The organism is Streptomyces hamibioticus (assembly GCF_047946815.1).
Classification (GTDB): domain Bacteria; phylum Actinomycetota; class Actinomycetes; order Streptomycetales; family Streptomycetaceae; genus Streptomyces.
On record NZ_JBKKQY010000001.1, the window covers coordinates 417893 to 437991 of the forward strand.

The following is a 20099-nucleotide window of genomic DNA, read 5'->3' on the forward strand; positions in this document are numbered from 1 at the left end:
CGGCAGCGGTGGTGGCAACGGTGCACGCTCGGGTCCCGTCCCGCAGGCGGGTGGCAGGTTCTGTGCGCGGGATCTGAGTAAGACCTGAGTACCCGTGCTCATGCCCGGGCGAGGTGACGGGAGCCACACTCCGACGCATGACGAACCTTCCGCCCCCGGCCGAGGAGCTGCGGCTCCTCGACGCCGAGCTGCGGCAACTCGACGCCCGCCGGGTCTTCCTGCTGCGGCGCCGCGCGTATCTGATCCACACGTTGAATGCGGCCTGTGCCCCGCGGCCCGCCCCACACACCGGGCCCGCGGCACCCGGGTGGCCCACCGGTGGCGGTACCGTCGCCGCTCGGCCGGAGACCACGGCACCGAGCGTGCAGAACGTGCTGCTGGTCCTCGGCGGGGTGCTGCTGACGATCGCCGCGATCGCGTTCACGCTGGTCGGCTGGGGGCACATGGGGATCGCCGGGCGGGCGCTGGTGCTGGGCGCGGTGACCACGGCGGCGCTGGGCGTGCCCGTGGCGCTGCTGCGGCGCGGGCTCGGTTCGACGGCCGAGGCGATGGCGGGACTCGGTATCGCGCTGACCGTGCTCGACGCCTACGCGCTGCACGAGGTCGTGTTCACCGGCGCGGACGGTCTCGGCTACACGGCCGCCGCGTCGGCGGTCCTGGCCGGGGCCTGGGCCGCGTACGGCGCGGGGGTGGGCGCGCTCGTGCCACCGCCCACGACCGGCGCTGCGACACAGGAGGACGCCGCGCGGAAGGACACGGCGAACAAGGCCGCGGCGCGGAAGGGCGCGACGCCGGAGGCCGCGGCGCGGAAGGGCACCACGCCCAAGGCCGCCGCGCGGAAGGGCGTGCGCCTTCCGCTGCGGCTTCCGCTTCCCCTCGCCGCGGCGACGGCGCAACTGCCCCTGCTCCTGTGGGCGCTCGCCGCCGGCGCGGGTCCGCACACGCTCACGGCCGTGCTGCTGGTGACCGCCGCGGCGGACACCGCGGTCGCACTGCGGACGGCGCTCGTGCCCGTACGGATCATCGCGATCGTCGGTGCGTCCGGCATGGGGGCCTGGGGTGTTCCGGCGGCCGGATGGCTCTGCTGGAGTGCGGCCGGCCCGGGCGCCGCCGCCCGTGGGGCGGTGCTCCTGTTCCTCGCCGCGGCGATCGCCCTGACCGCGGCGTGGTTCGCCCGGAGGCCGGGGATCGCCATGGGTGCGGCCCTGGCCGGGGGTCTGTGCCTGGTCGCCGGGGCGGGTGGGATGCTGCGGGCCCTGGTGCCCAGCGTGTGGACGGTGCCGGGGTGCCTGGCCTGTGGGATCGCCCTGCTGGCGGTCGTCCGGACGCGGCCGCCCGGGCCCGTGCGCCAGGGCCTGGTGATGGCTTCGCTGACCGTCCAGGGCCTCGCGGTGCTGTGGGCGGTTCCGCTGGTCGCCGGAACGCTCCTCGGTCCGGTGGCCTGGGCGGGGCGTGTCTGGTCCGGCGCTCCGCAGGACGCCCGGGCGGCCGCGTTCACGGACGTGCCCTGGCCTCCGTACGCGGCCACCGTGCCGCTCGTTCTCGCCGTCGTGGCCGGTGTGCTTGCGGTGGCCGGGCGCGGCGCGGCCTGGCGTCCGGCGGCCGCGGTGGGGGCGCTCGCCCTGGGCTGGGCGACGGCGTTCGTGTTCCCGGCGGTGCTCGGACTGCCCTACTGGGCGGGACTGGTGGCGCAGGGTGCCGTGGTCGTGGCCGCGCTGGTCTCCGCGGAGTGGACGCGCCGCGCGTCCGCCGAGGCGGCCGGCCGGTCCCCCCTGCCCCTCACGGCCGTACTGCTGGCCCTCGTCACCTCGGTCGGCCTCGCCTTCGTCTCGCTCGCCTCCGAGCCCGCGACGATCGTAGTGCTCGTGGCCCTGACCGTCCTGTTCGGCGCGGCGGCTTTCCGCCCCGGGCTCGCTCCGTTCGCGGCTCCGGCCTCACTCGTGTACGCCACGGCGCTGGCCTGCGCGCTCGGCGCGTCCGCCGGCTGGCAGACGGCGCACACCGCGCTGCCGGTCCTCGTCGTATCCGCCGTCGCGGCCCTGGTCGCGGCACGCCTCGGCGGCTCGCGTTCGCCCGCGACCGTGCCCGTGGAGGTGACGGGCGCGGCGGCGGCGCTGCTCGCCCTCACGCTCGCCATGGCCGATCTGCCGATGCTGGCCCTGGTGCTCTCGCTCGGCGGGGTCGTCGCAGCCGGGACCGCGCTGCGGCCGGAGCGGCGGGCGGCGGGCGGCCGGATGGCCGCCGTCCTCTTCCTGGCGGGCACTTGGGTGCGGCTGGTGGCCTGGGGCGTCACCGCACCGGAGGCCTACACCCTGCCGGTGACCGTGCCCGCGCTGGTCGTCGGGTCCCTGCGCCGCCGCCGCGATCCTGCGGTCGCGTCCTGGACGGCGTACGGTGCCGGGCTGGCCGCCACCCTGGTGCCGAGCCTGCTCGCGGCATGGGGCGATCCGCACTGGTCGCGGCCCCTGCTGCTCGGCACGGCGGCGCTGGCCGTGACCCTGGCGGGCGCCCGGCACCGGCTCCAGGCACCGCTGGTCCTCGGCGGGAGCGTGCTCGCGCTGGTGGCGCTGCACGAACTCGCCCCGTACATCGTCCAGGTCGTCGACGCGCTCCCCCGCTGGGTGCCTCCCGCACTCGCCGGTCTGGTACTGCTCGCCCTCGGCGCCACCTACGAGCAGCGACTGCGCGACGCACGGCGCGTGCGGGAGCTGTTCGGGCGGTTCCACTAGCCGGCAGGCAGGGCCTCCCGGACCTTCGTCTCCGTCCGCGATGAGAAACGCAGCCGGCGCCGGTCAATCCTGGGCGAGCAACGAGTCGACAGAAGAGGACAGGAAGCGCATGCGGTTCGTCTTCAGGTCACTGGCAGCGGCGGTGGCCGGCTGTCTCACCGCTGTCCTCCCGGGCACGGCGTCCGCCGACGACCACCGGGGAGGAAGGCACACGTCGTACGAGGGAAGCATCGACGGCGCCCGGTACCGGATCGAGATGCCGAAGCGATGGAACGGCACGCTGGTGCTGTACAGCCACGGCTACTACGTCGACGGCTACGTGCCGGACGAGGTCGCTCTCGCGGCACACACGGCGACGGAGGACTGGCTGCTGCGGCACGGGTACGCGCTGGCGGCGTCCGAGTACAAGGACAGGGGCCTCGGTTACGCGGTCGAGGACGCCATGACGGACCAGGTCGCCCTGCTCGACCGCTTCTCCACGAAGGTCGGGAAGCCACGCCGCACCATCAGCCACGGCATGTCGCAGGGCGCGGTGATCGCGGGGCAGCTCGCCGAGCGCCACCCGCGCAGGTTCGCGGGGACCGCGGGCATGTGCAGCGAGGTCGACACGCCCGGCACCTGGAACACCGCGCTGGACATCCAGTTCGTCGTCAAGACGCTGCTGGCGCCGGGCGCGGACGTCGACCTGGTACGGCCGGCCGACCCGGCCACCGCCACGGCGCACACCGAGGCACTGGCGGCGGCCGTACGCGAAGCGCGCGGCTCGAAGGAGGGACGCGCGCGGTTGGCGCTGGCCGGTGCGATCGCCAACATCCCCACCTGGTACTCACCGTTCGAACCGCGGCCGACGGAACCGACCGACCGGATCATCGCCCAGTCCCTGTGGGTCGAGTTCGCGTACGGCTACGGTCTCGGCCCCACCGGTCGCCTCGACCTGGAGGCACGGGCCGGCGGCAACCCGTCGTGGAACACCGGCATCGACTACCGGCGCCAGCTCGCCAAGTCCAGCCTCCGCGACCTCGTCCGCGAGGCGTACGCCGCCGCCGGTCTCGATCTGGGCGCGGACCTGGCGACCCTCGCGGGCGCGAAGCGGATCAGCGCGGACCCGGCCGCCGTTGCGTACACCAAGCGGCACGGCCTGGTCCGAGGCACGGCGCCGACACCCACGCTCACCCTGCACACCACGGGTGACGGCGGAGCTGTCGGCGACCAAGTGCGGTGGTGGGCCGACCAGGTGAAGCGGCACGGCAACGCCCCGTTCCGTCAGCTCCACCTCGCCCGCGGCGGACACTGCTCCTACAGCGCGGCGGAGGAGATCGTCACACTCCTCACCCTGGACCGCTTCATCGCCACCGGCCGGTGGGGGAACCTGGACCCGACCAGGTTGAACGCCCTGGTCGCGAAGTTCGGCCCCGAATACCAGAAGGTCTTCGATTTCGGGACGGGCCAGACCAAGCCGGTGACTCCGGCGTACACCGAGTACACACCACCCGTCTTCCTCCGGCCGACCCGCTGACGCACGCACCGCGTCCCGGAGCGGGACGGGCACGGTTCAGTCCGAGGGATCTGCGAGGGCTGGGCCGGCGTCCGATGGTCGGCCGGTTCGGTCGCCCGGCAGCAGGGTGAGCATGCACAGACCGCCGACCAGCCAACTCGCCATGGCCCACGCCCCGCAGCCGACGCCCAGTGTCACGACGAACGCGACGACCGACACCGTGACGCCGGCCGCGGCGGCACGCCGCACGCCGGTGCCCGCCTCCCACTCACGGCGTAGCAGGCCGGGACGCCGCCACGTCCACCAGAGGAGGACACCGGCGATGAGCGCCTCCACCATGACGAACCAGGCCGGAACTGTGGGCAGCGCGTCCGGTCCCGCCCCTCCGCGCCACAGGCTCAGGAGCCCGACGGCCAGGACGACCGGACCGGCCAGGGCGAACACCCCCGCCACAAGACGGAAGAAACCGACGCCCACCATCGGCATGCCGACGCCGCCGAACGGCACGGTCGAGCGGGAGAGCGCATGGTAACGGTGAGCCGCACCCCGGAAATCCGTCGCGACGATCCAACCGAATGCTGTCGCGAAGACCCCCCAGACCACCGAAAACTTGATGCCCCTCCTTTCACCGTGCACCCGCACCCGCACCCGCCGATGCAGACACCGGACGTGCCTGAGACACGGTAGACGGCGTCGCAGGCGATCTTTAAAGCCGGATCCCGGCAAAGTGTCGGTCCGCCGGATGCCGCATGACGACCGGAAGCCACGGTCGCGAACCGGTGCCGTCAGACCGTCTGCCCGGTGCGCAGTCGCCGCACATCCCGTACAAGGGCGTACAAGACGCTGAGCAAGATCACAGCTAGAACGGCGGAGACCGACATCAGAGCGCTGATGCGGTCAGTCACACGGACATCCTCAACGACAGCCTCGGCCAGCGGTGGTCACCCGAGCCGATCACCCTGATGCAGAGTGGGGGCCGGTGCGCAGGACAGCGAGCAGGCCCCGCGCGCGGATGCCGTCCGGCATGTTCCAGGGGGCGGCGATGTGGCCCGCTGCCTCTGGCGGCAGGACGGGCGCGTTGTCCGGGGCAGGGCGCAGGACCCGGTGCAGGCGGATGGTCGTGCCGTGCGGTGCCGACAGCTCAGTGCCCTCCTGGTCGTCGGTGGCGGTAGCGGTGAAGGCCCCGGGGGCGGAAACGTCACCGCTGTGGGAGTGGGTGACCTCCCGGTCGGGGGCGTTACTGGTGTTCTGGTCCTGGGCCTGGGCTCGGCCCTCGATCAGGGCCAGCAACTGGGCGACCAGCACCGGGTCGTGGCAGCCGTCGTAGACCCAGCGCTGCCCCAGCACCCCGTGCTCCATGGTGCCGATGAGAGCGTGCTCCGCCCCGTCGAGCGGGGCGCCGCGATAGGTGAGCGGCACCAGGTAGGTGGCCGGGTGAGTGCGGGAGGTGTCGGTGACCATCATGAACTCGATGCCGACCTCGCCCTGCGGGTCGTCCAGCCGGAAGCCGCCGGCCTTGGCCAATTCCGGCTCGTCCGCGCCCGCGTACCAGGGCCGGGAGGGCAGCCAGGAGGTGAGGAGTTCCAGCTTGGTCGGCTTGAGTACGGTGTGGTGGATGACGGCCATGCCGTGGATTTCCTTCCGTTGACCGGTCGTGACCTTCACACCTTCCCATCCTCGGCGTCGGCCGAGCGGCTCTTCGTCCGACGAGATCCACGGGGCATGCCCTGGCGGGACGCGGCGAGTTCGGCGAGGACCTCGACGGTGCGGTCGGTCTCGGCTTCGGTGTTGCAGTAGTGCGGCGAGAGCCGCCAGCGGGTGCACGTCGCGGTCTTCGGTGCCGAACTGGGTGTGCACCGGGTCGGTGGTGCTGGCGTTGATGCCGTGCCCGGCCAGGGCGGCCGCGACCTCGGCCGTGGCCATGCCGGCGACCTTGCAGGTGACGATCGCGCACCGCTCACGGCCGAGGTCGTGAGTGGTGATGCCGGGAACGGCGTCCAGTCGGTCGGGCAGACGGGCGCCGAGGGCCAGGGTGCGTCGGCCGATCTCGTCCATGCCGAGGTCCAGGGCGTGTTGGACGGCGGCGCTCAGACCCAGGACGTCGGCGTAGCTCGCTTCCCATGTCTCGAAGCGCCGTGCGCCGTCGTGCCAGGTGAAGCTGCGCTTGCCGTCCCAGGTGGCGGCGGCGATCTGGGTCACGTGCGGCTCCAGGTACGCGAGTGCCTCGGGGCGTACCCACTCGGCCGTCTCCCAGCAGCTGACGTTGCTGGATGGCTCCGCAGGCGGAGATCCTCGTCGCCCGCACGGAGAGGGCGCTGCGGGAACTGGAGCGCGCCGAGGCGGAGATCGCGGCCTCGCTGGAGGGGTGTCCGGGACGATCAGGGTGGCGGCCTTCCAGACAGCGATGCTCGCTCTGCTGCCCGCCGCGTTGACCTGGCTGCGGGAGAACCGTCCCCGGGTGAGGGTGGAGGCCGTGGAGGCCACACAGGCAGAGCCCGACACCTCGCTGCCCGGTCTGCTCACCCGGGACTTCGACTTGGTGATCCACGAGACGTTCCCAGGGCAGGCGCGGCCGGCCCGCGCCTCCGAGCATCACCTGCTGTGCGAGGAAGCCATGCGGCCGGCGACACCCGCGGACATGCTGGTCCACCTACGGCTGGTCGAGCAGGGCCACGCGGTGGCCTTCCTGCCCGACCTGCTGTGGTCCGACCGCACCCCCGGCCTCGTCCTCGACGCCTCCGCCGGCCACACCCGCACCGTCCTCGCGACCATCCGCACCGGGGCCGGGAAGCACCCGCTGATCCGGGCCGTCCTCACCGCGATCCGCCACTCGCTCGGCGAACTGCCCGCCCGCACCGGGTGACCGCCACAGGGCTTCGGCCCGTCGCGTACTGCTGGGTGTGCTGAACAGTTGCCCCCTGAACGCACCTCGGAGTCAGGGGCTACTGTCCCAGGCATGGTCGAACACGATGCCCTCAACGCCACCCGCGAGGCGTACGACGCTGCTGCCGCCACCTATGCGGAGTTGTTCCGCGACTCTCTGCGCGACAGCCCCTTGGACCGTGCGATCTTGGGTGCCTTCGCCGAGGTCGTACGTGCGAGCGGGGACGGCCAGGTCGCGGACCTGGGGTGCGGACCTGGCCACATCACCGCTCACCTGAACGAGCTGGGGCTGACGGCATTCGGCGTCGATGCCTCTCCTGCGATGATCGAGTCGGCTCGACAGGCCAATCCGAGCCTGCGGTTCGAGGTGGGCTCGATGGCCGCGTTGAACCTCGCCGACGGCGTGCTGGACGGCGTACTCTCACGCTGGTCCATCATTCACACACCGCCACAAGAACTCCCCGTCATCCTGGCCGAGTTCCATCGCGTGCTGGCTCCTGGCGGACACCTCCTGGTCGGCTTCTCGGCAAGCGACGGTCCGTCTCACCCGACGCAGGTCTTCGATCACGCGGTAGCGCCGGCCTACCGGTGGTCGCCCGACCACCTCGCCTCGATGCTGCGCGAGGCCGGGCTGGCCGAGACGGCCAGGATGGTCCGTGAGCCCCAGCCCACCGACCGACGGCAGTTCCAGGAGGTGCACCTGCTCGCCCGCAAAGCCTCGGCACAGGCTCCCTGACCGAGCCGTCACCGCGGCGGCCGACCACCACGGGCCTGCCCTACGGCTTCTCGCCGGGGATCGACAGGTACGTCTCCTGCAGCCGGCGCAAGACCGGGTGGCCGGCGGGGAACTCGGTGGCGTCGATCGCGGACAGGGGCCGGACGCCGATGCTGGTGTTCGTGGCGAAGACCGCAGCCATGCCTTTGGCCTGCTCCAGGCTGACTGTGGCGACGCGGTGCTCGACGTGCTGTCGGAGCAGACCCATGGTGACGCCGGGCAGCACGGGAGCCTCGGGCCACACCACCGTGCCCTCCTGGTCGACGAACCCCACGTTCCAGGTGCCGCCCTCGGACACGAGTCCGTCCCGGCCGATGAACAAGGCGTCGCCGAAGTCCGCCCGCTGAGCCGTCCCGCGTGCGTACAGGGCGCCGAAGAGGCCGAGGTGCTTCACCTCGGGCAACTCCCGCTCGTGCACCACGCTCTTGGCGCGCAGCGGTTCCGCAGGCAGCGCTCCGGCACCGCGTACGGACACCAGGACGTGCGGGTCATGGGCATCCGCCGGGTGAGCCATCTCGGCCTTCGGGTCGTAGATCGTGACGCGGACGACACACGGGCGGCTCTGCCCATCCAGCGCGTGGCGGACGTACTCGCGGACGCGTTCGGTATCCAGGTCCGCGTTCCGCACCATCTTGCAGTCCCGCACGAGGCGTTCCATGTGCAGCGCCAGACCTCGGATCGCGCCGTCGGCACCGACGCGCATCGACGTGAAGTGCCCGAGGTTCGTCAGGGCCAGGGGAAGCAAGTCGTCGGCGGAGACAGGCTTTCCATCGAGAGTCACCATGCCGCCCAGCATGTCGGCACCGTCCGCCCTGGTGGCACCCCGAGCAAGGTGTCCGACGGGCCGACGTCAAGTCATTCCCAAGTCGTCGCCGCACGGGGTTCCCCGGTCATGGCCCCGCACTGGCTCTGGCTCCGGCAAGAACCGCTGATCGTGCGGCCGCGGCCATCCCGGATTGGCCGACGAGCAAGCTGGGCCGAGCCGGCATGCGGTTGTACCTTCGACTGAGTTGCCCCCCTACGGGAGGAGTGATGGCGTTTACAACGGGAACCGCGCCTGGTGCCTTCCCCGTCGCCGGCCACGCCTGGTCTCTGGTGCGCCGCCCCCTGGACTTCCTGGAGTCACTGCCGAGGTACGGAGACCTGGTGGAGGTGCGGCTCGGCCCGGCGCGGGCGTATGTGCCGTGCCATCCGGAGCTGCTGTGGCGCGTGCTCACCGACGATCGCACTTTCGACAAGGAGGGTCTGTTCTACCGGCGGATCCGAGCCACGCTGGGCAACAGTGTGGGCAGTTGCCCCTACGCCGACCACCGCAGACAACGCAGACTGCTCCAGCCCGCCTTCCACCCTGCCCGGCTGGAGCGGTACAGCGGAGTGATGGAGCAGGAGATCACCGCTCTGACGGAACGCTGGTGCGACGGCCAGGTGATCGACGCGTTCCCCGCGCTGTACGGGGCGGCCCTGCGCACCGTCATGCGCAGCCTGTTCTCCACCAGTGCGGACGCCGGCACGGTGGCCCTGATCCGCAGCTCGGTCGAAACGGTGCTCGACCAGACGCTCAAGCGGCTGTTCGTCCCCCCGCCGCTCCAGCAGGTGCCATGCCCGGCGAACCGGCGCTTCCAACGGGCCCTGCGTGACCTGCGGCACGGGGTGGGCACCGTGGTCGCCGACTACCGGGCCGGCGGCCGCGACCAGGGGGACCTGCTGTCGATGCTGATCAGCGCACGCGACGAGGGGGCCGGTCACGCGGATGACGGTGCGACGCGTCTGGACGACGACGAGATCCGCGACCAGATCCTCATCATGTTCACCGCAGGAGCGGAGAGCGTGGCCACGAACGTGTGCTGGGCGCTGTACCTGCTGGCGCGGCACCCGGATGCCGCCCGCCGTCTCCGCGCGGAGGCGGATGCCGTGCTCGGCGGACGGCCGGCGGACGGCGGTGACGTGCCGGACCTGCCGTACACCGCCCGGGTGGTCAACGAGGCGCTGCGCCTGTACCCTCCGGGCTGGCTGTTTCCCCGCGTCACCACCGCGGAGACGGAGCTGGCGGGACGCCGTCTGCCGGCCGGGACGACCGTGTTGTTCAGTGCGCCCGTCGTGCACCGGCAGGCCGCCCTCTACGAGCGGCCAGAAGTCTTCGAACCCGACCGGTGGTTGCCCGAGCGCGTCCGCACGCTGCCCCGCGGAGCGTTCGTGCCCTTCGGCGGCGGAGCCCGCAAGTGCATCGGCGACTCCTACGGCATGACCGAGAGCGTCCTCGCGCTGGCCGCGATCGTCGGCCGGTGGCAGGTGAGCCTCGCTCCCGGCACGGACAGCCGGCCCGTCGCCGTGTCTCTCGCGTTGCGCCCCCGTCGCCTCCTTCTGCGGCTGACAGGGCGTGCGGCAGCCGACGGGGCGCGTCCGCGTCCGCCCCAGGGCCCGGGGGCGAGGAGGTCATCGTCGTGACGGCCGACCCTGCGCTCCGCGTGGAACTTCCGCCCCGCTACTGCCCTCTGCCCTCTGCCCACGGCCAGGCACCCCGACGAGGCCGCTCTGGCTCGGCATACCGCGACCTGGGTCGACGGCTTCGGGCTCGGGTTGTCCGAGCAGCAGCGGACCCGCATGCGCGGCAACGACTGCCCCGGCTTCTACGGGCGGATCATGCCGGAGGCCGACAGCCACCGGCTGGAGCTGGCCGTCGACTGGTGCACCCTGATGTTCCACTTCGACGACCTGCACTGCGACGAGGGATCGGCCGGCAGGCAGATGTCGCAGTTCACGCAGATGGCGACCCGGATCGTTCGCATCCTGGAGGAACCCCGCGCGGATGGCGCGGATGGCGCCTTCATGATGCCGGTCTGTGATCTGGCGGAGCGTGCCCGGCGATGGGGCACCGCCACCCAGCTCAGACGCTGTGCCGAAGCGCACCGGGCATGGTTTCTCGGCGTGCTGTGGGAAATGGGCCACCGCACCGCGGCCACCCTGCCCACGCTGGACGACTACGCCGACATGCGCCGGCACACCGCGGCCGGCACCGCGACGATGGCCTGGACGGAGATCATCGACGGCGAGGAGATAGCCGCCCGGGAGCTCGATTCGCCCGCCGTGCAGGCGCTGACCGGACTGGCCCTCACCACCGCCGCCTTTGACGACGACCTGTTCTCCTACGGGAAGGAACTGTGGTTCGCCCGGCGCGAGCGCGCTCCGTCGTCCTACGGGCTCAACCTGGTCGACATCCTGAGGCACGAGCACGGCCACTCGCGCGAACGGGCCCTGCGGGAGGCCGCCGCGCTGTGCGACCGGCTCACCCACCGGTTCGTAGCGCTGCGCGACCGGGTCCTGCCCCGCGCCTCCGGGCCGCTGCGCGCCTACGTGGACCACCTCTCCCACCTGATCCCCGGAAATCTCGCATGGGGCCTGGCAGCGGACCGCTACCGGAATCCCGACGGACTTTCCCCGGACGCTGTCATCACCACCGGGTCCATGACCGGCACCCCGCCGAAGGCCCCACACACACCGCCGATCCCCTCCATCGCGTGGTGGTGGGACCCTCTCCTCGCCATGTGACCCCCAGGCCCATAGCAGCGGTGGTGGGCCTCGGCAGCAAGGCGTTCCTGCCCGATTACGGGCAGGAATGTAGAGGTTCCGCGACTCCCGACCTAGGGTGATCGCTCATGATCACCGCAGATGCGATCGGGACCCTCACTCGATGTGCTCCGAGACCGCCTGCGACGCCCCTCGGCCCGCAGCTGCCTCGACCGGATCACCGGCACGGTCATCGCCGCCTTCGGCATCCGGCTCGCACTCGGTCAGCAGGGCACCGATCGACGCAGCCGCAGGCGGTCCGACAACCGCCGAACGGGCGGCCACACCACCGGAAGTGAAAGGACATCTGCATGGGCTCGCTCCCCACCAGCGCCGAGGCCGTGGTCTTCGACTGCGACGGCCTGCTCGTCGACACCGAAGCCTGCTGGACCGTTGCGGAATCGGCCATCTTCGCGGCGCACGGCCATCCCTTCGGGCCCGAACAGAAAGCCCTGGTCATCGGCCGCACCGTGGAAGCCGCCGGAGAGGCCATGGCCGAATACCTCGGGCGCCCCGGCGACGGCGCCGAACTCGCCGCCGAACTCCTCGAGAGGGTCCGCAAGGAGCTGGCCGGGGGTGCCGCGGCCCTCCCCGGGGCGGCGGAACTGGTGCGCGCCTGCCGGGCAGCCGTACCCATCGCCGTCGCCAGCAACAGCCCCCGGGAACTGCTGGACACGGCACTGTGGTCAGCCGGTCTCGCCGACTGCTTCACCCACTCGTTCGCCGCCGACGAAGTACGCTCCCCCAAGCCCGCACCGGAGCTCTACCTCACAGCATGCGAGGCACTCGGTACGACTCCCGAGCACTCCGTCGCGTTCGAGGACTCGGCCACGGGCATCATCGCGGCGCGTGCTGCCGGACTCCACGTCGCGGTCGTACCCTCCCTTCCAGGCGCCGGCCTCGACCACGACTGGCTCGGCACCACCCTGGCCGAACCCGAACTGCTGGACTGGGCCAGGCACCTGGGAGGTGGCGCGTTCCGCTGATCCACACCACACGGCACACCCCACTCGCACAACCCGTCGGACGACGCTTGGGTTCGCACCCTGGCAGTACGGCCTCGCCTTCGCCGTGCCCTCGATCGGCGGGCTGCTCGGCTCGCGGCCGGCCCGGCCGCTCGTCACCCGGTTCGGGCAGCATCAGGTCCTGGTCGTGGCCGGGGCCCTGCGCGCGCTCTGGCCCGTCGGCCTGGTCTTCCTGGGGCCGGGCACCGGAGGGCTGCTGTTGGTGACGGGCGTCGAACTCGGGCTGGTCCTCTGCTGCGGGGTCTTCAACCCCGTCCACGCCACCTACCGGCTCCAGCGCACCGCGACCGACCGGGTCGCCCGCACACTGTCGGCCTGGGCGGTGACGACCAAGGCCACGACCGCGCTCCTGACGGCCGCTGGGGCGTACTGGGCGGCCTGCTCGGCCCGCGTACGGCCATCGGACTGGCCGGCGTACTCCTGCTGCTGACCCCGCTGCTGCTCCCCCGCCGCGCGGCTGCGCTTCCCTCCGGGCCGGAGCCGGCGCCGCACCGCACCTGACGCCCGCCACCACCGCCGCGGCGGTCGCGGCGGTCAGCACCATCGGGCCGCGCAGCCACCGAACGTGGCAGCACTGGACGGCGAGTCGGTCGTACGGGACGCCGCCGGGCGGCTCGCCCTCCGGCGACTGCGGACCGGCTTCAGCGCCGCGGCCGGGCTGTCCGGCCCGCTGTGTCGTTGTGGTCCGTCTTGGCGTCACCCACGTCTTCGGCCGGCGGCCGGAGCGTCATCCCCGCTCGCGAAGGTACGCCTCCAGCTCCGCGGCCCCGGTCAGCATCGCCCGCCCGCGGGCGGACAGCCGACCGTGCCAGTCGCACAGGGCGGCCTCCAGCGGCTCAAGACCGCCGGCCGCCCGCACCCGGGCGATCAGCGGGGCGATCTGCTCCAGCAGGTGACCGCCCCGCCTGAGCTGGTGGGCCAGCCTGGCGTCCCGTACGTCGGTCTCGTCGTACACGCGGTACCCGGTCCGCGGGTCGCGGCGCGGGCGCACCAGCCCGGCGCGCTCCCATTTGCGCAGCGTCGCGGGCCGGATTCCGAGCTTTCCGGCCAGCGGCCCGATGAACGTGCCGCCGGACCCGGACCCGGACCCCGCACCGGACTCGGGCGCGGTGGTCGGCTCCAGGTCGCGGAGGGCACTCTCCACGGCTCCCAGGGTCCGCCGGTCGTCGAGGAGCTGGGCGTGGCTCTCGTCGATGAGACGGAACGCTTCATCGACCGCGCCCTGGTTCACCGCCCGCATGATCGACGTCGCGGTCTGGTGACCGTGGCCGGGCACCAGGGCGAGAAACGCGCTCAAGGCCCGCGCGTGCAGCGGCGTGTAGGTGCGGTAGCCGTGGGGTGTGCGACCGGCTGCCGGAAGGATGCCGGCCTCCTCGTAGTTCCTGATCGCCTGCGTGGACAGGCCGTGCCCGCGCGCCAGATCAACCGGCCTGAGCCGATCACCGCTTTGAAGCTTTCTCCCCATGGATCCGACGATATCGCGCACAAGTTTCAACCGAGGGTTCAACGATAGCGTTGAAGGCATGGCTACTGACACTGCTGATGTCAAGGACACCGTCCATGCCGTCGAGGCCGCCGCCGTCATGAAGCTCCTTCCGGCGCGGCCACGGCTGCTCGCCCTGGGCGAGCCCACGCACGGCGAGGACGCTCTGCTCGACCTGCGCAACGAGTTCTTCCAGCAGCTCGTCGAGCAGGAGGGTTACCGGACGATCGCGATCGAGAGCGACTGCCTGATGGGTCTGGCCGTCGACGACTACGTCACCTCGGGCACCCGCACTCTCGACGAGGTCGTGGAGCGCGGATTCAGCCACGGCTGGGGCGCGTCCACGGCCAACCGCGAACTGGTGCGCTGGATGCGCGCCTTCAACGTCCGCGCCGACAAGGACGGCCGGCCCGCGTCCGAGCGGCTCCGCTTCGCCGGCTTCGACGGCCCGCTGGAGATCTCCCACGCCGGGAGTCCCCGGCAGGCCCTCACCGCGCTCCACGGCTACCTCGCGGCCCGGGTGGACGCGGACCTGCTCCCCTGCACCGCGGACACACTCGACCGTCTGCTCGGCGCCGACGACCGGTGGACCGATCCTGCCGCGATGACGGACCCGTCCCGGTCCACGGGCCAGTCGGCCGAGGCCGGCCGGCTGCGGCTGCTCGCCGACGATCTGGTGGCACTGCTCGACCAGCAGACGCCGCACCTGCTCAGGACGTCCTCGCGGGACGACTGGGACCGGGCGCGCCTGTACGGGCGCGCCGCGACCGGCCTGCTGCGCTACCACCACTGGATGGCCGACAGCTCACCGGCCCGCATGACACGGCTGTGCGCGCTGCGGGATTCGATGATGGCCGGCAACCTCCTTGCCCTCGCTGCTCGGGGCCCGGCACTCGTCCACGCCCACAACTCCCATCTCCAGCGGGAGAAGAGCACGATGCGGATGTGGCAGGGCCCGGTGCAGTGGTGGAGCGCCGGTGCGCTGGTGAGCGCCCGGCTCGGCCGGGAGTACGCCTTCGTGGCCACGGCCCTCGGCACGATCCGGCACCAGGGAGTGGGCACCCCGCCGCCGGACACCGTCGAAGGACTCCTGTACGCGCTCCCGGAAGACCGCTGCGTCATCGACACTCCGCGGCTGGCCACCGCCCTCGGGGAGACACGGCCCGCGCCCCGCCGATCCGCCTGGTTCGGCTACGCTCCGCTCGACCCGGCCCACCTTGCGGACACCGACGGCATCGTGTTCGTCAAGGACGTCGAGCAGAGCCGGCGCCGCCGTCAGCTGTCCCGCCTGCCGTGACGCCTCGGGTGCGCGGGAGGCGTCACGGCCGTCGACCTTCGGACGGCCACGGCGATCACCGCCCCGACGACGATCCCCGCGACACCCCACGGCACGCTCGGGACCCCGTCGTTGAGGTGGTACCCCACCGCGCACAAGAGCAGAAACGCACCGAACGCGTACACCAGTGCGTACTGCCGTCTGACCATGGTCCTCATATCTTCCCTGAACCTTTCGCGGCGCGATCTCGCCGATCGGCGACCGTTCGTCTCGAAGACCGAGTAGGCAAAGACCCGACGGACTCGGCTCAGGGCACGTGACGACTGTGCTGAGTGCCGGCACTGTGCCGGCTCACCGCCATCAGGACGAGGCCGGTCATCAGAAGAACGACCGGTACGCCGAAGAGGAGCCTCATATTCCCTCACTGTGGGCCGTATCCGCGCGCCGGGCACCCGCGTGATCATGACATCCTCGGTGCCGGGCGTCCACAACGGCCACACCGACGAGGAGGAGTGAGCCCTGGGCCCGCGTCAAGCGCTCATATGTCCGGCACCGCGGACCCGCCAGGTCCTGGACGCCGTTGGCCGCGGTTCACGCCTTCCGCCCCTCGCTCACAGCCCCGGCCCGACGGCGCTCCCGCCGCCGGGCGACGAAGCCGGCCAGCACCGAGCCGACCACGAGCGGCCCGGAGACCCAACGGGTCACCTCCATGACCCGGCCGTGTTCCCCGCCCGCCATCAAGATCACCGTGTCGACGGTGATGGAGATCCCCACCAGAACGAAGCCGAGCCCCCAGGCGCGGACCACCCACACGGGCCCCCGGATCGGCTCCGGTGGCCGACGCGGCCGGAGTACAGCCCGCCACCCCATCCCTACGCAGCCCAGCCCCAGGGCCACCACGAGCACGTTCACGGCCCCGTCGAACACCTCGGTCACCTGCCCGAGCATCCGCGCCTCCCTCTGCCCCTCCCCGCGGACCTCAGAAGTTCAGGGCCGCCTCGGGCACACCATGATGCCCTCCCGGGCGCAACCCCTCATCAGGGCACTGAGGCGCGCGGGCGCTGCCCGGCGGACGCGGTCACCACCCGGGCGGCTTGGCGGTGCCCAGAGCGCGGTTGACGGCGATTTCGATGACGACTCGGCGGAGGTTGACCCGCGGGGGCTTGTAGCGCTCGGTGTACCGGCGCTCGGCGTCTGCGACGGACTCGGGGTCGTCCTTGACGACGGCGGTTCCTTCGAGGGTGCACCACCGCCGGCCCTCGGCCTGGCTCACGGCGACACGGGCCTCGGCGCCGGCGGCCAGGGCGGCACGGATGTTGCGGACCTTCTTGCTGCCGCCGTCGGTGATGACGCGAGCGACCCGCGCCTCGGGGTCGTACGTGACGCCTACGGGGGTGAGGTGGGGCGTGCCGTCGGGCCTGAGGGTGGTCAGGAAGCAGGTGCGGCGCTCCTGCCAGAAGGTGCCGTCCCCGTCGGCGGGCAGGGTGTCGGTCATCGGCGGTCGGTCTCCTCGGTGCGGTCGGCTCGGCACAACGCCCCTTCGGCCGGACAGTACCGTGGGGGGACGGGCATCGGCCGTGGCGCGACTCGCACCGCTGTACTTTCGCCTGGGCCCCGCCCCGCGTGGCTAGGGGGTCTCCGCCGCCGTCTCCGCCAGCTTCTGGAACTCGCCCAGGTCATAGTTGGCCAGCGTCGAATCGAGGTTCGTCAGCGCACCGACGTGTTCGATGAAGCCCTTGGGGTCGTACTCGATCTGCAGCGTCACCCTGCTCGAGGTGTCACTGAGGCGATGGAAGGTCACGACACCCGCGTGGTGCACGCCCGCCGTCGTGCGCCAGGCGATCCGGTTCTCGGGCACCACTTCGGTGAGCTCGGCGACGAAGTTCTTGTCCGCGCCGGGCAAGGACAGCTGCCAGGCGAAGCGCCGCTCGCTCAACGGCTCGACCAGGCGCACATGGCTGAGGAAGGACGGCCACCGCGTCACGTCGCTCCACAGTGCCCACGCCACGGAAACGGGGGCTTCGATGTCTACGGTCTCGACCAATGAGGCGGACACCCGGGTCCCCTTTCTCGGTTGTTCGAAGATGCGGGCCGACAGGTCGTCGCCGCCTCGCCTACCCCCGCGCGTCGAACCCACACGGCGATGCGTACCTCGTCGGCGGCACGGGCCGCGCCCTCCCGCCCACAGGGCCCGGGTGTTCGCTCGGTCAGGCGGCGGTGTCGCTGCCCGGTGCCGTGCCGGGCGGCAGGAGCTGCTCGGTCCAGATGACCTTTCCGTCGGCCGTGTACCGGGTTCCCCAGCGGTCGGTGACCTGGGCGACGAGGAACAGGCCGCGCCCGCCTTCGTCGGTGGTGGCCGCCTGCCGCAGGCGCGGGGAGGTGCTGCTCGCGTCGGACACCTCGCAGACGAGAGTGCTGTTGTACAGCAGGCGCACACGAATCGGCTCGGCTCCGTAGCGGATCGCGTTGGTGAGCAGTTCGCTGAGCATCAGCTCGGTGGTGAAGCTCATCTCCTCCAGGCGCCACGTCTGTAGTTGTTCGAGGCACGCGGCACGGACGGGGGCGACGGCCGCGGGGTCGGCCGGCACCTCCCAGTCGGCGACCCGGGAGGGGTCCGTACGGTGGGTGCGGACCGTCATCAGGGCGATGTCGTCCCTGCGGTGCGAGGGCAGCATGGCGTCGATCAGGGCCTGGCAGGTTTCCTCCGGGGCCCGGCCCCCGTGTCCGGCCAGGGTGTCGCGAAGGAGGCGGAGACCGGCGTCGATGCCACGGCCGCGGTGTTCGACGAGGCCGTCCGTGTAGAGGACGAGTTGGCTGCCTTCGGGCAGATCCAGTTCGGTGGTCTCGACGGGCAGGCCGCCCACGCCCAGCGGCGGGGATGCGGGAACGTCGGGGAAGCGCACCGTCCCGTCGGGAAGGACGAGCGCGGGCGCGAGGTGCCCGGCCGTCGCGACGGTGCAGCGGCCGGACACCGGGTCGTAGATGGCGTACAGGCAGGTGGCTCCCGTGATGCCCTGGCCGTCGGAGTCGCCGTCGCGGACCTCCTCGCGGTCGATGCTGGTGACCAGCTCATCGAGGTGCCACAGGAGTTCGTCGGGCGGCAGGTCGAGGTTGGAGAAGTTGTGGACGGCGGTGCGCAGCCGGCCCATGGTGGCGGCGGCGTGCAGGCCGTGGCCGACGACATCGCCCACGACCAGGGCGACACGGGCGCCGGGCAGCGGAATGACGTCGAACCAGTCGCCGCCCACCCCGGCCTGTGCGGGCAGGTAGCGGTAGGCGGTCTCCACGGCGCTCTGCGTGGGCAGGACCCGGGGCAGCAGGCTGCGCTGGAGCGCCACGGCCATGTCGTGTTCGCGAGTGAAGCGACGGGCGTTGTCGATGGCGACCGCGGCCCGGGCCGTCAGTTCCTCGGCGAAGGACAGGTCCTCCTCGTCGAAGGCCTCGGGCCGGTCCCCCCGCCAGAAGTTGGCCATGCCCAGGACGACACCGCGGGCCTGCAAGGGGGCCGCGATCAGCGAGTGGATGCCGTAGGCCAGGGCCAGGCGTGCTCCCTCGGGGTCCTGGGCGCGCCAGGCGTGGGCGACGGTCAGGTCCGGCTCGAGCACCGCGTGACCGCTGCCCAGGGCCGCCGCCATCGGTGTGGTGGCATCGGTGAACGTGATCAGGTCGCCCGCCGGCTGGAGGGGCGGGTCCGCGCGGACGCCGCTCACCGCCACCCGTCGCATCTCCGTCTGCAGGCCCGTCGGCTCCTCGCCGTGCAGCACGGGGTCCAGCAGTTCCACCGTGACGAAGTCCGCGAACCGGGGGACGGCGACCTGCGACAGCTCCTGCGCCGTCCGGGCCACGTCCAGCGTGGTGCCGATCCGCACCCCGGCGTCGTACAGCATCCTCAGGCGTTCCCTGGCCACTTCGGCGGTGCCGGACAGGGCAAGCAGTTCGGTGGTGTCCCGAAGGGTCGCGACGGTGCCCGCGGGCCCGCCGTGGGGGGCGGTGGGCCGCGTGCTGACGGCCAGCAGGCGCTCCCCGGCCATGCGCACCTCGTCGGTCACGGTGCGCGGTGCGGCCAGCAGTTCCACGATGTCCGTGTCGATGCCGAGTTGGCCGACATGGCGTCCCTCGGCGTCCGCGGGCAGGTCGAGCAGCCGGCGCGCCTCGTCGTTGGCCAGCAGCAGCCGGCCGTGGCCTCCGACGATGAGCACGCCCTCCCGCACCGCGTGCAGGACGGCGACGTGATGCTCGTACATCCTGGTCATCTCAGCCGGTCCCAGACCGTGCGTCTGCCGCCGCAGCCGTCTGCTCACCAGGGCGGAGCTGCCGGTGGCGAGGGCCAGCGCGGCGGCGCCGGAGCCGAGGAGCATGGGCAGTTGGCCGGCCACCGCGTCCCCCACGTTCGTGATCTGCATCCCGGCGCCCACGAGGCCGACCACCGAGCCGTCGGCGTCGGTGACCGGGACGATCGCCCGCGCGGCGTCGTTGGGTGCCCCCGTGAAGATCTCGGTGAAGGACTCGCCGGCGGCCCCCCGGGCGATGCCCTCGGCGCGTTCGCCGATCAGATCGGTGTCGGTGTCGGCGACGCGGGTCCCGTCCGGTTGCATGACGCTGATGAAGTCCACTCCCGCCGCCCGCCCGGCGTCCCGCACATGGGGTTGCAGGGCCTCGGTCGGATCGCCGGACGTGAGTGCCGCCGCGGTGCCGGGAGCGTGCGCGAAGGACTCCGCGGCGGCGAGCGACCGGTTGCGGGCATCGTCTTCGCTGTCGTGCCGGGCCTGGAACGCCAGCGCGATCACCGCGGCGGCGACCAGCAGCGCCGCCAGCACGAACTGCAGCAGAAACACCTGACCGGCGACGGTGCGCGTCCCCATCAGGGAT

Annotated in this window: 16 protein-coding genes and 2 pseudogenes; 9 read left to right on the plus strand and 9 right to left on the minus strand. The window is 72.2% G+C overall.

The annotated features are described in order from the left end of the window. The first annotated feature begins 137 nt into the window (after positions 1 to 137). The gene (locus ACLGIH_RS01830; RefSeq protein ID WP_416523427.1) at positions 138 to 2729 is read left to right on the plus strand and encodes an SCO7613 C-terminal domain-containing membrane protein; all 2592 of its coding nucleotides are present in this window, start codon (positions 138 to 140) and stop codon (positions 2727 to 2729) included. A gap of 109 nt (positions 2730 to 2838) precedes the next feature. Beyond that, the gene (locus ACLGIH_RS01835; protein WP_416523428.1) at positions 2839 to 4245 is read left to right on the plus strand and encodes a DUF6351 family protein; all 1407 of its coding nucleotides are present in this window, start codon (positions 2839 to 2841) and stop codon (positions 4243 to 4245) included. Between the two features lie 36 nt (positions 4246 to 4281). Here the strand turns inward: ACLGIH_RS01835 and ACLGIH_RS01840 are convergent, their stop codons facing one another. The 3 genes and pseudogenes from ACLGIH_RS01840 to ACLGIH_RS01850 all read right to left on the minus strand — a co-directional run. Further along, a complete protein-coding gene (locus ACLGIH_RS01840) occupies positions 4282 to 4872 on the minus strand; it encodes a hypothetical protein (protein WP_416523429.1) in 591 nt (196 codons plus the stop codon). A 306-nt stretch (positions 4873 to 5178) separates the two neighbouring features. After that, positions 5179 to 5850, minus strand: a complete 672-nt coding sequence (locus ACLGIH_RS01845) for a maltokinase N-terminal cap-like domain-containing protein (protein ID WP_416529261.1) — start codon at positions 5848 to 5850, stop codon at positions 5179 to 5181. A gap of 303 nt (positions 5851 to 6153) precedes the next feature. Further along, positions 6154 to 6708: pseudogene (locus ACLGIH_RS01850) on the minus strand (hypothetical protein); the annotation flags it as partial. On the opposite strand from ACLGIH_RS01850, the gene ACLGIH_RS01855 reads away from it, so the two are divergent. Together ACLGIH_RS01855 and ACLGIH_RS01860 are read left to right on the plus strand one after the other, a co-directional pair. After that, positions 6590 to 7087, plus strand: coding sequence for a LysR substrate-binding domain-containing protein (locus ACLGIH_RS01855; RefSeq protein ID WP_416523430.1), 498 nt, complete (start codon positions 6590 to 6592; stop codon positions 7085 to 7087). The pseudogene ACLGIH_RS01850 and the gene ACLGIH_RS01855 sit on opposite strands and share 119 nt — an antisense overlap. A gap of 93 nt (positions 7088 to 7180) precedes the next feature. Then, entirely contained in the window at positions 7181 to 7843 is a 663-nt protein-coding gene (locus tag ACLGIH_RS01860) for a class I SAM-dependent methyltransferase (RefSeq protein ID WP_416523431.1), read from the plus strand. A gap of 40 nt (positions 7844 to 7883) precedes the next feature. Here the strand turns inward: ACLGIH_RS01860 and ACLGIH_RS01865 are convergent, their stop codons facing one another. After that, entirely contained in the window at positions 7884 to 8666 is a 783-nt protein-coding gene (locus ACLGIH_RS01865; protein ID WP_416523432.1) for an aminotransferase class IV family protein, read from the minus strand. A gap of 248 nt (positions 8667 to 8914) precedes the next feature. Here ACLGIH_RS01865 and ACLGIH_RS01870 point away from each other — a divergent pair, with 248 nt between their 5' ends. From ACLGIH_RS01870 to ACLGIH_RS01885, 4 genes and pseudogenes are all read left to right on the plus strand, one after another. Then, entirely contained in the window at positions 8915 to 10327 is a 1413-nt protein-coding gene (locus ACLGIH_RS01870) for a cytochrome P450 (protein ID WP_416523433.1), read from the plus strand. A gap of 156 nt (positions 10328 to 10483) precedes the next feature. After that, positions 10484 to 11428: a terpene synthase family protein gene (locus tag ACLGIH_RS01875; RefSeq protein ID WP_416523434.1), complete on the plus strand. Its 945-nt coding sequence runs from the start codon at positions 10484 to 10486 to the stop codon at positions 11426 to 11428. A gap of 329 nt (positions 11429 to 11757) precedes the next feature. Continuing rightward, complete coding sequence (locus ACLGIH_RS01880; RefSeq protein WP_416523435.1) at positions 11758 to 12432, plus strand: HAD family hydrolase; 675 nt, start codon at positions 11758 to 11760, stop codon at positions 12430 to 12432. A gap of 46 nt (positions 12433 to 12478) precedes the next feature. Further along, positions 12479 to 12972: pseudogene (locus ACLGIH_RS01885) on the plus strand (MFS transporter); the annotation flags it as partial. A 226-nt stretch (positions 12973 to 13198) separates the two neighbouring features. On the opposite strand, the gene ACLGIH_RS01890 reads toward ACLGIH_RS01885, so the two are convergent. Continuing rightward, positions 13199 to 13936, minus strand: a complete 738-nt coding sequence (locus ACLGIH_RS01890) for a TioE family transcriptional regulator (protein WP_416523436.1) — start codon at positions 13934 to 13936, stop codon at positions 13199 to 13201. 58 nt (positions 13937 to 13994) lie between these two features. On the opposite strand from ACLGIH_RS01890, the gene ACLGIH_RS01895 reads away from it, so the two are divergent. Then, positions 13995 to 15251 carry an erythromycin esterase family protein gene (locus tag ACLGIH_RS01895; protein WP_416523437.1) on the plus strand — a complete coding sequence of 419 codons (1257 nt, stop codon included), beginning with the start codon at positions 13995 to 13997 and terminating at the stop codon, positions 15249 to 15251. Positions 15252 to 15821: 570 nt separating this feature from the next. Here ACLGIH_RS01895 and ACLGIH_RS01900 read toward each other — a convergent pair. The 4 genes from ACLGIH_RS01900 to ACLGIH_RS01915 form a co-directional block, all read right to left on the minus strand. Further along, complete coding sequence (locus ACLGIH_RS01900; protein WP_416523438.1) at positions 15822 to 16178, minus strand: hypothetical protein; 357 nt, start codon at positions 16176 to 16178, stop codon at positions 15822 to 15824. 130 nt (positions 16179 to 16308) lie between these two features. Continuing rightward, the gene (locus ACLGIH_RS01905) at positions 16309 to 16725 is read right to left on the minus strand and encodes a TIGR03618 family F420-dependent PPOX class oxidoreductase (protein ID WP_416523439.1); all 417 of its coding nucleotides are present in this window, start codon (positions 16723 to 16725) and stop codon (positions 16309 to 16311) included. Between the two features lie 132 nt (positions 16726 to 16857). After that, entirely contained in the window at positions 16858 to 17286 is a 429-nt protein-coding gene (locus tag ACLGIH_RS01910) for an SRPBCC family protein (RefSeq protein WP_416523440.1), read from the minus strand. A gap of 151 nt (positions 17287 to 17437) precedes the next feature. Further along, on the minus strand, positions 17438 to 20092 hold the full coding sequence (locus ACLGIH_RS01915; RefSeq protein ID WP_416523441.1) for a SpoIIE family protein phosphatase: 2655 nt from the start codon (positions 20090 to 20092) through the stop codon (positions 17438 to 17440). Between the last annotated feature and the right edge of the window lie 7 nt (positions 20093 to 20099).

Coding starts and splice junctions, on each gene's coding strand:
- ACLGIH_RS01890 (WP_416523436.1), bottom strand. CDS start 13,936: ATGGGGAGAAAGCTTCAAAGCGGTGATCGGCTCAGGCCGGTTGATCTG.
- ACLGIH_RS01880 (WP_416523435.1), top strand. CDS start 11,758: ATGGGCTCGCTCCCCACCAGCGCCGAGGCCGTGGTCTTCGACTGCGAC.
- ACLGIH_RS01830 (WP_416523427.1), top strand. CDS start 138: ATGACGAACCTTCCGCCCCCGGCCGAGGAGCTGCGGCTCCTCGACGCC.
- ACLGIH_RS01900 (WP_416523438.1), bottom strand. CDS start 16,178: ATGCTCGGGCAGGTGACCGAGGTGTTCGACGGGGCCGTGAACGTGCTC.
- ACLGIH_RS01915 (WP_416523441.1), bottom strand. CDS start 20,092: ATGGGGACGCGCACCGTCGCCGGTCAGGTGTTTCTGCTGCAGTTCGTG.
- ACLGIH_RS01870 (WP_416523433.1), top strand. CDS start 8,915: ATGGCGTTTACAACGGGAACCGCGCCTGGTGCCTTCCCCGTCGCCGGC.
- ACLGIH_RS01845 (WP_416529261.1), bottom strand. CDS start 5,850: ATGGCCGTCATCCACCACACCGTACTCAAGCCGACCAAGCTGGAACTC.
- ACLGIH_RS01895 (WP_416523437.1), top strand. CDS start 13,995: ATGGCTACTGACACTGCTGATGTCAAGGACACCGTCCATGCCGTCGAG.
- ACLGIH_RS01905 (WP_416523439.1), bottom strand. CDS start 16,725: ATGACCGACACCCTGCCCGCCGACGGGGACGGCACCTTCTGGCAGGAG.
- ACLGIH_RS01875 (WP_416523434.1), top strand. CDS start 10,484: ATGCGCGGCAACGACTGCCCCGGCTTCTACGGGCGGATCATGCCGGAG.
- ACLGIH_RS01865 (WP_416523432.1), bottom strand. CDS start 8,666: ATGGTGACTCTCGATGGAAAGCCTGTCTCCGCCGACGACTTGCTTCCC.
- ACLGIH_RS01860 (WP_416523431.1), top strand. CDS start 7,181: ATGGTCGAACACGATGCCCTCAACGCCACCCGCGAGGCGTACGACGCT.
- ACLGIH_RS01835 (WP_416523428.1), top strand. CDS start 2,839: ATGCGGTTCGTCTTCAGGTCACTGGCAGCGGCGGTGGCCGGCTGTCTC.